At 59.2% G+C, this 13050-nt stretch carries 12 protein-coding genes; 3 read left to right on the forward strand and 9 right to left on the reverse strand.

The window, feature by feature from the left end; translation table 11 throughout:
• Positions 1-359: 359 nt before the first annotated feature.
• Positions 360-1145, reverse strand: coding sequence for a Hachiman antiphage defense system protein HamA (locus XF30_RS31580; RefSeq protein ID WP_109144843.1), 786 nt, complete (start codon positions 1143-1145; stop codon positions 360-362).
• An 812-nt stretch (positions 1146-1957) separates the two neighbouring features.
• Between XF30_RS31580 and XF30_RS31585 the strand changes: the two genes are divergently transcribed.
• From XF30_RS31585 to XF30_RS31595, 3 genes are all read left to right on the forward strand, one after another.
• Complete coding sequence (locus tag XF30_RS31585; protein ID WP_081493711.1) at positions 1958-2344, forward strand: hypothetical protein; 387 nt, start codon at positions 1958-1960, stop codon at positions 2342-2344.
• A 509-nt stretch (positions 2345-2853) separates the two neighbouring features.
• Positions 2854-3132, forward strand: coding sequence for an FMN-binding negative transcriptional regulator (locus tag XF30_RS31590; RefSeq protein ID WP_244609115.1), 279 nt, complete (start codon positions 2854-2856; stop codon positions 3130-3132).
• Positions 3133-3944: 812 nt separating this feature from the next.
• On the forward strand, positions 3945-4850 hold the full coding sequence (locus XF30_RS31595; protein WP_109144845.1) for a TauD/TfdA dioxygenase family protein: 906 nt from the start codon (positions 3945-3947) through the stop codon (positions 4848-4850).
• A 187-nt stretch (positions 4851-5037) separates the two neighbouring features.
• Here the strand turns inward: XF30_RS31595 and XF30_RS31600 are convergent, their stop codons facing one another.
• The 8 genes from XF30_RS31600 to trbE form a co-directional block, all read right to left on the reverse strand.
• Entirely contained in the window at positions 5038-5268 is a 231-nt protein-coding gene (locus tag XF30_RS31600) for a DUF2274 domain-containing protein (protein ID WP_109144846.1), read from the reverse strand.
• A 4-nt stretch (positions 5269-5272) separates the two neighbouring features.
• The gene (locus tag XF30_RS31605) at positions 5273-6484 is read right to left on the reverse strand and encodes a TraB/TrbI/VirB10 family type IV secretion system protein (protein ID WP_109144847.1); all 1212 of its coding nucleotides are present in this window, start codon (positions 6482-6484) and stop codon (positions 5273-5275) included.
• On the reverse strand, positions 6481-7515 hold the full coding sequence (gene trbG / locus XF30_RS31610; RefSeq protein ID WP_192893309.1) for a P-type conjugative transfer protein TrbG: 1035 nt from the start codon (positions 7513-7515) through the stop codon (positions 6481-6483). The genes XF30_RS31605 and trbG overlap by 4 nt, the downstream gene beginning before the upstream one ends.
• Positions 7512-8195: a conjugal transfer protein TrbF gene (gene trbF, locus XF30_RS31615; protein ID WP_109144849.1), complete on the reverse strand. Its 684-nt coding sequence runs from the start codon at positions 8193-8195 to the stop codon at positions 7512-7514. Before trbF ends, trbG begins: the two co-directional genes overlap by 4 nt.
• A 93-nt stretch (positions 8196-8288) precedes the next feature.
• Complete coding sequence (gene trbL, locus XF30_RS31620; protein ID WP_109144850.1) at positions 8289-9515, reverse strand: P-type conjugative transfer protein TrbL; 1227 nt, start codon at positions 9513-9515, stop codon at positions 8289-8291.
• Positions 9512-9880, reverse strand: a complete 369-nt coding sequence (gene trbK-alt / locus XF30_RS31625) for a putative entry exclusion protein TrbK-alt (protein ID WP_109144851.1) — start codon at positions 9878-9880, stop codon at positions 9512-9514. The genes trbL and trbK-alt overlap by 4 nt, the downstream gene beginning before the upstream one ends.
• Positions 9880-10611: a P-type conjugative transfer protein TrbJ gene (gene trbJ, locus XF30_RS31630; protein ID WP_109144852.1), complete on the reverse strand. Its 732-nt coding sequence runs from the start codon at positions 10609-10611 to the stop codon at positions 9880-9882. Before trbJ ends, trbK-alt begins: the two co-directional genes overlap by 1 nt.
• Positions 10608-13049, reverse strand: coding sequence for a conjugal transfer protein TrbE (gene trbE, locus XF30_RS31635; RefSeq protein WP_109144853.1), 2442 nt, complete (start codon positions 13047-13049; stop codon positions 10608-10610). The genes trbJ and trbE overlap by 4 nt, the downstream gene beginning before the upstream one ends.
• Position 13050 lies beyond the last annotated feature (1 nt).

The raw sequence follows: 13050 nt of genomic DNA on the forward strand, positions 1-13050 counted from the left end.
TCAAGACGACGACGTGATCGCCCCTCAGGATGAGCCGGGATGCGTGGGGGTATACGACATTTCCGAAATTCGGTAAAGGTGAATATTTTTGTGGGGAGGGGTTGACGAGATGCGGGTGTTTTGCCCGACGGCTCGCATCGGACAGCTGCGGGCCCAGACCGCAAAGTAAGGGGCGATTCGAAACAGCCATTTGCAAGGCGAGCAACTCGTCGGCGGACCGAAGAGGTTCATTGGAAGTCGCAACGTTCAACTCATACGAGCAGCGTCGGCGGCACTGAACGAGGCTAGGGACGGCAATCTAAAAGTCGCCATTCTACAAAAAAGAGATCAATAAGTAACACTATGACGTGATCCCTGGCTCACCTGAGAATGGATCGTCTGGCCCAAGATACGTCCAAGCGATACTTTTGCCCTTCTCTTTCACGGTCGCAAGCAAGAGACCCAACCGATCCGGGGCGAGAGCGGCCGATACTTCTCCAAGCAGCTCGTAGTCTGGCCCAAGAATCTGCCCTTTCGATCCATCGCTCGAACCCACGATGCGAAGTGCCGAATCGACGTCTAATTCCTTTCGATAGTTGAACTTCATCAACCTCATTTCCCAGATCGTGCTTGCCTTGCTCGTGCAGCCGGTCGGCGAGGAACGACAGTGCGTGAGGAGTTGGCCGGCCGTTGTTGTGCTTAAGGGCAGTACGTGCTTTGGTGACCGTAGCGGTCGAAAGCGAGGCGTTACTCTTGGACTCGCCTTTAAGAATTCTCAGCCCAGCGGCGGCATCCCATTGCACGGCGACAATGTCCTCGCCCCGCATGGCCATCTCGCGATGATCTTTCCAACGCAAGCGATTGATGCTGACTCCGAAAGGAGTGAACTCAGCGACATACAAAGTGGCTAGAATTTCCCCGAGGTCGCCAGATCTGCTGGTCGCAGCTGTGGGCAGCTTCTGTTCTATGTACGCGGCTGCCTTATCTTTGCCGAGCCGCTTGAGCAATCGCGCAACTCGCTTCGGCGAGGAATAGTGATTAGGTACCTCCTTCGCGAGGGCCTCGATGGCTACAGTTCGTTTTGCGGGATCGGCGCTGAGAACGGTCAGACGATTTGCCTTGATCTTCTGATCCACCGGATCGCACCAAGCTTTAAGTTGAGACATGGATGTCCGGGGCTCGTTGGTAAGGCGAAATGATTCAAGATAGTGTATTCTAGCAAGATCAACTAAAAATAGCGGCAACTATTCTAGGTGTTTCGCGGCTGGCTCGAAGCGCAATGCAGCCAGCTACGAAAACGTGAGATGCCCCGCACACCGGAACGGCCGTGCGTGCGCTCGGTCCATTTCCAAGGTAAGCGCAATAGCCACCTTTGCTTGTACGGAACTTGTAACAAGCCTTTCTGAGGATGAGGATGCAGAGAACACGGATCGCATCAAAATGGTAGCGGGGGAGCGCTACCGCCTACCCCCACACCGACCAAACCTACGATATCTTATCCAACCTTCCGCGTAAGACTTTTGCGGAGAGCTCCCAGCGCGGGCGTCGACGCCTCAACTGCGTTGTCACTCCGGCTCAGACCGGATGATCCGTGAATGATGGCTGAACGGGCCTGCCGCCGAATACCCCATGTCGCGGTGTCGCCTTCACACGACGCGGACGAGGTTCCGCCAACAGTGCGAAGACACCCCCAAGCCGGCTGTGCGAGGATCTCCGCCCTGGCACGCTGCGTGGCATTCATAAATGACGACGACGCTTGAAAGGCCAGTGATGTACGGCAAAACGATCGAGCAGGGCCGTTTTCCCGCGAGTAAGGCGCGCCCTCGTGAGCGAAACGTCTCGAACTCAAAATGGAGCCGTTGACCTCGCCTGAATGCCAAGGCGATCGAGCAGAAATACCGCAGATCGAGGACCCTCTACGCTGATTATCATCATGACTGCCATGCTAACGTAGCCCTGCTACTTGCTGGGGCCAACATTGTCATCGCAGGAAATTTCCTTCCAGTCGACTGCTGCAGCCGATCGGGATCTAATCTTCGTAATAATCGAGCGTCATCGCGAGCTGTTGGCGCATTACGATGCGGCCCTGTCCGTATCGGCGAAGCTCGATTCGGGACCCGAGTTTGATGCCGCCGAGGAAATCAGCTGTCAAAGGAACCATGCTCTCGCGGAGCATGGGAACGTGCTCATCCGTTCAACCCCAACCACGATCGCGGGCGTGATTGCTCTGACGCGTTACGTCGGCAGCCTACAAGAGTGGGATCTTCCCGACGATGACGCGTGGTATCGGACTTTCTTGGAAGCGCTGGCAGACGCGATCGATGGAATCACCATGGCGCAGCGGCTTGGGCAAGATGGCAATTAAAATGGCGCTCGCTTTCATCTTCCGCGGCATACTTTTCTGGGTGGCAATCGCTGCGCTTCTCTATTTCGTGTGGAAGTTGCCCTTCTGAAGTCTGACGATTGGGGGCTCGCCCGAGCCAGTATCGAGGCAAGGAGGAGGGGCGGCTCTTGAACCACGATACTCGCCGGATCCCTGGAAGGTGGGATGCGAATTCAGTTTCGTGGCCTTGCCCGAAGCTGATCCTTCTTAGAATCGTCGACCACGACGCCTTTGCCAGCGCTGCGCGGCAGGCGCGCCTGCTCCACTGCTGCAGAAGGGGCATCGCTTGAGAAAGATCAAGAGAACTGCGCCCAATTGAGGCAGCAATGTGCCAGGGGGCCGTGCCCATAGCCTCACGAATAGCTGCACGGTCGTTCCGCTAACAGCGCTGAAGTGCCCGAGAAAGCATCCGTTTCCTGGAAATTGGGATACTTCCGGACCTTGCGGAACAAACGACCACAGGAGCCGCTTTGGACCAGCCCCTACCGCCGGTGCTGCGACGTTCTGCACCATGGCGGCGGCTCAGTCTGTTGTCCAGTAGACAAAGACGCTGGGCAGGCCGCCGGCGAAGTGAACTTAGCAATGCGCCATCGCGCATCAATCGGACCGCTCTGCCGATCTTCACTGCCGCAGAGGCTTGCGAGACGTCATCCTGGTCTCCCAGCAAACCACAAGCCGAACATATGCTGCCGACATGGAATTACATCGCGGTCCACGCCCATGGGCGATTGAATTCTTCGAGTATCTCAATCGCCTGCTTCAGATCGTGACGCGATTGACGAATCTCCATGAGACGTGACGTGCGACGCCGTGGGCGGTCAGCGATGCTCCCGCGGATTTCATCCCGATCACCATGATCGGACATGAACCACCGCCCGCGCCTGATCGCATTGGTTTCGCCACCGGCCTAAGCGGCGAGCAAACTGGCACAGGACCAGTATATTGCAGCTTTATCCTACTTCAGGACGAGACGATAATGTGCATGACCGTCGCCAAGAACGCCGCTCGAGAGAATGATCGTACATCTGCAACTCTCACAGCTCTCCAGCGACGTAGGGAGATTAACCCGGGCCGTCAATTAACTCACGAATTTGCCAATGGAACAGTCAGCTTGAGCTTACTACACTATGTGGAGAGCTGTCGGTTTTCCGACAGGGGCCAAATCCCGTGTCAGGTCGAGTACAGCGGGCATAGTACGCGAACTCTCGAAAAGCCCATTCGCGTTGTGGCTTGCCCAGCGCTGCCTGGCATGGTCACTGCCTAAAACGAATCGATCAAGAAGCAGAGCCACAAAGCAGCAATGCTCACGCTTTCCACCGCATCTCACCCTCGAGGACCGGTCAGCTGATTCAGCTCACTTAACCGGACATTACCCGCTATAAGCATCCAAGACATGTAGACCAGCAAATACTCTCGAACCCGTTGATATGGCACGATGACGTTCGATGACTCGCAGCAAATACCACGATTCGTTCAGTGCCTATTGTCGAGGACATGTTGGTTTTTCGATTGGCACGATGCTTGCTGAAGATCATTCGCTCCAAGGGGGTGCGGGAGACCTGCCAGGGCCTGGAAAAGCGAGATCAGCGCAATGACTTTGATAGGTGGCGTCATTCCGAGCGCGGATATTGTGAAACGAGCAGCGCGCATCGGTGCCGAAGTCAAAAATATCAAGCTGTCAGGCGATCTACCGGATCACGCGATAGCTGCGATCAACAGCTTATTGCTAGAGCACAAGGTGATCTTCTTCCGCAATCAAGGACATCTCAATGACGCTGAGCAGGAGCGCTTTTCCGCTCGTCTGGGAAAGGTAGTGCCACATCCGATACTCGGCGCTACCAAGGGGGCGTCGCTCCTCGAACTGGACTCCACTCGCGGTGGCGGTCGCGCCGACGTTTGGCATGCGGATGGGACCTTTGCCGACGCCTATCCAAAGATCTTGGTCCTGCGGGCCGTGGTAATGCCAACGTTCGGAGGCGACACCGTGTGGTCTAACACAGCTGCCGCTTATCTTGGTTTGCCGTCGCCACTACAACGGCTCGCCGAGGGCCTATGGGCCGTTCACAGCAACGTTTTCGATTACGCCGGGATCGCGCGTCTCCGCGAGGTCGACAAGAAGCACTTTGACGAGGTGTTCACCAAAGCGGTTTTTGAGACGGAGCATCCCGTCGTGCGCGTCCACCCCGAAACAGGCGAGCGGACGCTAGTGCTCGGCGCCTTGGTGAAGCAGTTTGTTGATGTCCCCAAATACGACGGACAAAAGCTGTTCGACCTATTTCAATCTCACATCACCGCGCCCGAAAACACTGTGCGCTGGAACTGGTTAGAGGGGGATATTGCGATATGGGATAACCGCGCAACGCAGCATTACGCTGTCAACGATTACGGGGACCAGCATCGCGTCGTACGTCGGGCCACGATCGAGGGTGAGGTGCCTGTCAGCGTCGATGGCCGGAGCAGTGTAACGCGCCTGAAGGTGACCGAATGACTGCACGACGACGCGCAGCGCTCTCGGGCTGAAATCGAGAAAACCTGGCAATCTGACTTCTTTAAGGCAAACGCGAAAACACACTCTCCAACGCGATATCTCAGCTCTTAACGCCAACGCGGCAGCGGCTAGCTTGATGCACGCAAACTATTTAGCGTCGACCGACGGCTTCGAGGAAACTTGAGCATCACTGTCCTTCGCCAGCGGTTTCCCGTTTCAGCTTAGAAAATGCTCGATCAGTGGCCATAAAGCGCTCCAACATAGGGGCGATGAGTTTAGTCGGATCGACCACTTGACCACCCTGGCGCGTAAGGGCTTCTGCATATGCAATGAGATCACGATGCACCGCCGCAGGCAGCTCCACACTTACTTTGACCGGCTTGTCGTCTGGAAGCTCCCCTATTTTTAGTTTTGGCATGTTGTCACCCTCTATACAGTGTAAGTATGAGGTCATGATTGACAAGAACACGTATTGGGAAGCCAGGTCGCACGGTTAGAGTGGGCTGAAGGCTGAGGCTGCGGCGAACCACCTGCTGCCCCGTCTGGTTTAGTGAGTCCGACGCGCCGTGTCGCAATGCCTGGATGATTGCACTGTCGTTGCTATTGGAGTCCGAGCCGGCGCCCAATTCGGTCCCAATCGCCAGAAACGTCGATAGTGCCGCAGCATTGAACAACTCGCCCCAGTGATTGTCGACCTGATCTTCGAGACCTGCGTATCCGGCGGTGTCAGCGCCAGACTGCCGCTCGAGAACGATCGACCGTCCATTCGGCATGATCAGCCGTGTCCAGACGAGCAGGAAGCGGGACTGGCCGAAAGTGACCTGGCTATCGTATACCCCGATCAGGCGCGCGCCCTGCGGTACCAACAAGAACCGACCGGTGGGCGTATCGTATACGTTTTCCGTCACCTGCGCGGTGATTTGGCCTGGAAGATCTGATCTAATCCCTGTGATCAGCGCTCCCGGAATGACCGTCCCGGCCTGCACGATGTATGGTGAGGCAGGCCTGGTGACGCGGTCAGCGCTGACCGTACGGCGATCCACGGAGGCGTTCACGAAGGCAAGCTTTCGGTCCTGACCGCTTTGTGCAGATGCGTCATCCCCGGTCCCCGTTGGATTCGATGGCCCGACGCGATCGCTTCCAACAAGCGCCGCGGTGGGCGGACGTACTTCACGTCCGTTCGTCGAAGCGAATAGATGACTGATGCGGGCTGCCTCGGTCTCTTGATCCCGGCGCTGCTGGTCCGGATGAGCGCCAATCGCCGGCGACTGGCCTTGAGCGGCAAGGATCGGTCGACCGAGGTCCCCGGGGAGCGGCGGACCAAGCTGCGGGATTGGCTGGCGCGGAACGCCAGCATAATCCTTCGGCAGGGTCGTAATACCGTCGGCAACATTGTGGTGGTCTGTGCTATAAAGCTCCTCCGCCGCCTGATTTCGGGAGCGATTATGCTGCAGCGACCACAACACAGCCCCACCGATGACAAGCAGGACGACCGCGCTCCCACCGGCCAAGAGCTTCCGCGACAACCGCGTCACGCGCGGATGCTCTGCTCTCAAGCGGAAGCTTTCTGACCGCTCCACTTGTGTCTCCGGTGGAACTGTTTTCTCGTGATCGTTTCCATTGCGGGTGTTCATGACGACGGCCTCCCGTCGGTCCGGACAATACGGACCTTCTGCTGGTGCTCACCGCCGAGCCGGAGTTCGGCGGCTGCAAACAGCCGATCGACGATCAATACGTTACCGTAGGCGCGATAATTGACGAGCTCGGTCTTGCCCTCCGGGCCGATGACAAAGAGCGGTGGCATCTCGCCCTGCACGATGCCTTGCGGGAATTGGACATAGACCTTGCGGCCATCGTCATATGCGGCGATCGGCCGCCAGGGTGGACTGTCCCCTTCGATGACATAGCGGGAGATGCGCCGCGCCGGCTCCGGAAGAACGGGTTTCAGAGCAACTGAACGCGACTGCTCGCACACTACTTCCGGATAGTACCAGGCAACGGATGGCATATATGGCCGCTCGCGGGAGCGCAGTTCGATCAGGTAGGTCCGCCGATCGGTATTGACGACCAGGTTGGTCTCGATCGAAGCTCGGGTCGGCTTGACCAGGATATGGACGCGCCGTGTGTCGCCGCTCCCACTCTCGGTATCGCCCACGACCCAGCGTACGGTATCTCCGGCCGCGATCGGCCCTGATCCCGTCAACTGTTCTCCCTCCTCTAGCGCGATATCCGTGATCTGCCCCGGTGCGGCGTAAATTTGATAAAGCGCCCCGGGACTGTAGGCGTAGATTTGCGCCGCGTTGAAATACCCTCGCTTGCGCGGCTCGACCCGGGCTGCGCTGTTTGCGGTCTCAACCCGGCTCACGGGTTCAGCGTCTTCCTTCCCTCCCGATTTGCCGCCGAGAGCCGGCTTCCAGAGGGGCGGAACGTGAAGTGGTCGCGGTCTGTCGTCGAGAGCCACGGGCGTTGCCGGCAGCGGAGGAACTTCAGCGTCATAGCTGATCTCTGGCGGAAAGTAGGTCGCGCACCCACCCAGCGCCGACGAGCAAAGCAAGAGAGCGGACAGCAATGCTCGCTTCGAGCTCACGAACTCGGGCCAAGCCGAATCGATCCTGCTTTGCTCGAAGCAACGTTTCGAATGAACGTCTGACGGCGTCTTGGTCACTGATTCAACTCCTTTGACCAGTTGATGGCGCGGACGTAAACGCCAAGCGGATTCTTGCGCAGGCGTTCGGCGTCGCGGGGCGTTTCGATCACGATCGAGAGAATTGCAGTCCAGCGCTCAGTTGAGCTCAACGAACCGTTGTCGTAGGTGCGCTGCGTCCACGCGACGCGAAAGCTCTCCGAAGAGGCGCGAATGACGCTCGATACGTCGACGGAGATCTGGGCCTTGCCCAACTTGGCAAAGGGATCGTTGTTGCGTGCGTAGTCATTGAGCGCAGCGGCGCCGCGATCGGTTGTAAAATCATAAGCCCGGAGCCAGTTTTGGCGCAGAACTATGCCGTCGGCCGGCAGGCCTCTGACGTCCTCAATGAAGCGCGCCAGATGGTACGCGATCTGAGCGTCTGTAGGCTGATAGTCGATGTTGGCGGGCGCAACTCTTTGGGCTTGGCCGAGATGATCGACTTCGACCACCCAGGGCGTGATCGAGCCTTGGCTCGATTGCCAGACAAGGCTGCCGGCGAGACCGGCTGATAGCACCAAGCAGCTGAACGCCATCAGGCGCCAGTTCTTGGCTTGCACGCGGGCAGATCCAATGCGTTCGTCCCAAACTTGGGCTGCCTTTTGATAGGGTGTAATCGGCTCGGGCATGCGCCCGTATTGAACTGATGGTCGTTTGAACATCGATGGTTGCCCCTGATATCGAGTGATCGGTTTCAAGTTGTGCGATAGATGGATTTGAGGCGCTGCTGTGCGGCGGAGTTACAGGAGTGCGTCTCAGCGTTCTCCTTCGGACAAATCAACGGAGGAGCCGCTGCCGCCGTGATCCCCCGAGCGGACGGCATGGCCAGCGGCCGAGGCACCATGCCGAATGGTCTCGGCACGCTTCATGCGGCGAGCCCAATCAGGCTGCCCTTCGGCCGGGGAGCTCGCGCCCTGCTCGCTTGCTTGGCTACGTCCAAAGGCAGCCGCGGCTCGGCGCAAAGGACTCGTCGCAGCCGAGCTGCCCGCCTCCCCCAAGCCGGCAAGGCCGCCGCTTCGATAGGCGGCTGTTGCTCCGGTTATGACAGCGCCGCCACCGCGCGCCGCGCCTGCAATCGCACCGCCTGCGAGACCAGCACCGCCTGCGGCAAGTCCTGCGCCCGCCGCAACAATGCCGCCAGCAGCAAGCCCTGTTCCAATCGCGGCGCCGGCGCCGAGTTGAGGTCCGCCCGAGACTAGGCCGTTTGCGATACCCGGACCGAAGATGCCGAGGCCCAGCAAGGAAAGCGCCGCAAGCACCAGCGTCATCGCGTCTTCGATGGTCGGCTGTGCACCGCCGAAACCGGCGGTGAACTGTGAGAACAAGGTCGAGCCAATGCCGACGATAACGGCTAGGACCAGGACCTTGATTCCAGAGGATATGACGTTGCCAAGGACACGCTCCGCCGCGAAGGCGGTCTTGCCAAACAAGCCAAAGGGAATGAGCACAAAGCCCGCCAGCGTCGTGAGCTTGAACTCGATCAGGGTGACAAAGAGCTGGATCGCCAGAACGAAGAAGGCGAGCAGCACCACGGCCCACGCGAACAGGAGGACAACGATCTGGACAAAATTCTCGAAGAAACTGATGTACCCCATCAGGTTCGAGATCGAATCGAGGAGCGGTCGGCCGGCATCAAGTCCGACTTGGGCGATCTTTCCCGGCCGCAGGAAATCCGACGCAGATAGGCTTGTGCCGGTCGCTTTCAACCCAAGACCCGCAAAGCTTTCGAAGACGACGCGCGCCAAGCTGTTCCAGTTGCCGATCAGGTAGGCAAAGACGCCTACGAAGAGCGTTTTCTTGACGAGGCGTACGATGATGTCCTCGTCCGTTCCCCAACTCCAGAACAACGCGGCGAGCGTAATGTCGATCGCAGCAAGGGTCGTTGCGAGATATCCGACCTCGCTTCCTAGCAATCCGAATCCGTTGTCAATATAACGCGTGAACGTTTCAAGGAACTGGTCAATGATCCCCGTGCCAGTCATGGCTTGCCCGCCTCAGGGGTCACTAGGTTCGGATATCCCTGCGGGATCCGGCTTTGATTCTTTGGAGGGAGCGCCCCGCCGCCGGCGGAATCGTCGCGTCCTGGAACTGCTGCAACGTCTTTCTTGCCCAAGAAGCGACGGCGGTTTTCGGCCCAAACTTGCTTGCAACGCAAATAACCCGCTGCTTGCTCCGCAGTGACACTGCGGCAGCGCGCGAGGTCTGAGTTGGTTGCGTCTATGGTCTGCTCTGCTTTCGGCGGCGGAGGACCGTCTCCGCCGCGAAGCTGAATCGTGCAGGCAGCGACGACCAACACTCCAATTGTTGTAAGCAGCGACAATGCCTTGAGTGCCCGGATGTCGGTCATCAGTGGAACATCTGCACGTTTGAGGATTGATAGCCCTGCCCCGGCGTAAGAAACCGCCGGAGCTGTTCGCGGCCCTGGTCCTTGGCCGCCGCGCGTTGCGCTGCTTCAAGGCTCTGCGCCCTACCATGTGCCGCCACGACAGCCGTCAGGTCCGCCAGCTGCTGCGCATTCAGTGCGAGAATCTGATTGCCGGCCTGTGTCGCCTGCAGGGCGCCGCTAGCGCTCTGACTCGACGTCACGAGTGCAGACATCTGTATTCGATTAGTATCGAGGTTGCCAACGATGCCGGCCTGGACACGAAGGGCGTCCTGCGTCGCGGCATAAGAATCCTGCCAGCGCGATTGAGCATTGGAGATCAGCAACTGATCCGACTGGCTGCTGGCGGCTGGCGCGTAGCGCGTCGAGAAGGCATGATCGATCTGCTGGACGTCATAGGCAATGCGCTGCGCCTGGGCCAGCAATTGCTGAGTCCGCTGGATCGAGGATTGCAGTTGCTGCAGCGACGAATATGGCAGGCTTGCCAGGTTCTTGGCCTGATTGATCAGCATCTGCGCCTCGTTCTGCAACGAGGTGATCTGATTGGTGATCTGCTGGAGCTCTCGCGCGGCGGTCAGGACGTTCTGGACGTAGTTGTTGGGATCGAAGACGATCCATTGGGCTCGCGCCGGCACCGTGGCATCGAATATCAGCGCGATGGCAGCAGCAGCCGCCAATAGGCCAAGACGCCTCATAGCGATTTCTCCAGATTGACGAGATTGGGGATCAGGTCGAGAGCCCACGCGACGCCACGGTGTTGGAGCCAAGCCGGGACAAAGCCGTCAGGGCCATGTTCGGCGAGGAGTTGCGCTATGGCAGCCTGATCTGTCTTGGAAGAAGCTGCCGTAAAGGCGAGCGCGACTTCACCAAGTCCAAGTTCGAACATGCGGTTGCCCCGGCGCGACTGGCAATAGTAGTCGCGCTTTGGCGTTGCCCGGCTCAGAAGTTCGATTTGGCGATCGTTCAGTCCGAAGCGGCGGTAGATGGCGGTGATCTGCGGTTCGATCGCCCGTTCATTCGGCAGTAACAGACGGGTTGGGCAGCTTTCGATGATCGCCGGCGCGATCGCGGAGCCGTCGATATCCGACAACGACTGGGTGGCGAAGATGACGGACGCATTCTTCTTCCGAAGCGTCTTCAGCCATTCGCGGAGCTGGCCGGCAAAGTCCTCGTCGTCGAGGGCAAGCCAGCCTTCGTCGACAATGAGAAGTGTCGGCCGGCCGTCGAGACGGTCTCCGATCCGATGAAAGAGGTAAGCCAGAACGGCTGGGGCGGCGCTCGTTCCGATTAACCCTTCAGTCTCAAACGCCTGAACCGAAGCTTCGCCAAGGCGCTCGAATTCGGCATCGAGCAGGCGCCCGGAAGGTCCGCCCAGGCAGTATGGTTGCAGGGCGCGCTTCAGGGAGTTCAATTGAAGCAGGACCGACAGGCCCGTCAGGGTGCGCTCCTCTCTCGGCGCCGAAGCGAGAGACGTCAGCGCCGACCACAGATGATCCTTGACCTCCGGCGTGATCTCGACCTTTTCCCGCGCCAGGATCGCGCCGATCCATTCCGTAGCCCATCCGCGCTCGGCGGAATCGTCGATCCAGGCCAAAGGCTGCAGCGCGACTGGGTTTTCATCCCCGTCAGACAGCGCACCGCCGAGATCATGCCAGTCGCCGCCCATGGCGAGCGCGGCCGCCCGAATCGAACCACCGAAATCGAACGCAAAGACCTGCGAATTCGGGTAACGACGGAACTGTAGCGCCATCAGAGCTAGCAGGACCGACTTGCCGGCACCTGTCGGCCCTACCACGAGCGTGTGGCCGATGTCGCCGACATGGAGGGAGAATCGGAATGGGGTCAATCCCTCGGTCTTCCCGAACAGGAGCGGCGGACCCTTGAAGTGCAGATCCCTCATCTCGCCGGCCCACACGGCCGACATCGGAACCATGTGGGCGAGGTTGAGGGTCGACGCCGGTGGCTGCCGCACGTTGGCGTAGACGTGCCCGGGCAGACTCCCGAGCCAGGCTTCGACGGCGTTCACCGTCTCGATCATGCAGGTGAAATCGCGCCCCTGAATGACCTTCTCGACCACGCGGAGCTTTTCGTCGGCGGCATTGGGATCACGGTCCCAGACAGTGATGGTCGCAGTGACAAAGGCTTGTCCGATCTGATCGGACCCCAGTTCCTGCAACGCCGCGTCGGCATCAAGCGCCTTGTTGTGCGCGTCGGTATCGAGCAGCGTCGACGCCTCGTTGGTCATGACCTCGTTGAGGATGGCGCCGATGGACTTCCGCTTGGCAAACCACTGACGGCGGATCTTGGTGATCAGTTTGGTTGCATCAGTCTTGTCGAGCATGATCGCCCTGGTCGACCAGCGATACGAGAACGCCAGGCGGTTCAGGTCATCCAGAATTCCCGGGGTCGTAGCGCTCGGAAAGCCAACTATCGTCAGGACTCGAAGATTGGCTGAGCCCAACATCGGCTCTAGCCCGCCGGTCAGCGGCTGGTCGGCCAACAGCGCATCGATGTACATCGGGATTTCAGGAACCCGAACGCGATGACGCTTGGTCGAGATCGTCGAGTGCAGATAGGTCAGCGTGTCCTGATCATCGAGCCAGGCGCATTCCGGCATGAACCCTTCGACGAGTTGCAGCACGCGGTTGGTTTGGTCGATAAATCCGCGAAGAACCTCGCGCGCGTCTGCTCCAACGGTGCGATCCCGGCCCTCATAGAGAAGTCGTTCTGCCTTGGCAGCCCCCTCCTCCGGTGGCAAATAGAGGAAGGTCAGGAAATAACTCGACTCATAGTGGGTGCCCGCCTCTTCAAACTGAGCTCTGCGCTCCGCGTCGACCAGCGCGGATGCGACATCCGGAAAGGTGCTCGGAGGATAGGCTCCTGCAAAATGGCGCTGCGCCTCAACGAACACGGCCCAGCCGGATCCCAGGCGGCGGAGGGCATTGTTCAGACGGCCGGCGACGGCGACAAGCTCAGCCGGCACTGCGCTATCGAGGTCAGGCCCCCGGAACTTCGCCGTCCGCTGGAACGAGCCGTCCTTATTCAGGATGATTCCCTCGTCGACCAGGGCTGCCCAGGGCAGGAAGTCGGCGAGCCGCGCATTGGAATGGCGATATTCGGCAAGGTTCATCATG

It is taken from the genome of Bradyrhizobium sp. SUTN9-2 (assembly GCF_003122645.1).
Lineage (GTDB): Bacteria > Pseudomonadota > Alphaproteobacteria > Rhizobiales > Xanthobacteraceae > Bradyrhizobium > Bradyrhizobium yuanmingense.

Excerpts from the sequence above, each read along its gene's own strand:
- XF30_RS31600 (WP_109144846.1), bottom strand. The coding sequence starts at position 5,268 with ATGCCAAAACTAAAAATAGGGGAGCTTCCAGACGACAAGCCGGTCAAA.
- XF30_RS31605 (WP_109144847.1), bottom strand. The coding sequence starts at position 6,484 with ATGAACACCCGCAATGGAAACGATCACGAGAAAACAGTTCCACCGGAG.
- trbF (WP_109144849.1), bottom strand. The coding sequence starts at position 8,195 with ATGTTCAAACGACCATCAGTTCAATACGGGCGCATGCCCGAGCCGATT.
- XF30_RS31580 (WP_109144843.1), bottom strand. The coding sequence starts at position 1,145 with ATGTCTCAACTTAAAGCTTGGTGCGATCCGGTGGATCAGAAGATCAAG.
- trbE (WP_109144853.1), bottom strand. The coding sequence starts at position 13,049 with ATGATGAACCTTGCCGAATATCGCCATTCCAATGCGCGGCTCGCCGAC.
- trbJ (WP_109144852.1), bottom strand. The coding sequence starts at position 10,611 with ATGAGGCGTCTTGGCCTATTGGCGGCTGCTGCTGCCATCGCGCTGATA.
- trbK-alt (WP_109144851.1), bottom strand. The coding sequence starts at position 9,880 with ATGACCGACATCCGGGCACTCAAGGCATTGTCGCTGCTTACAACAATT.
- trbL (WP_109144850.1), bottom strand. The coding sequence starts at position 9,515 with ATGACTGGCACGGGGATCATTGACCAGTTCCTTGAAACGTTCACGCGT.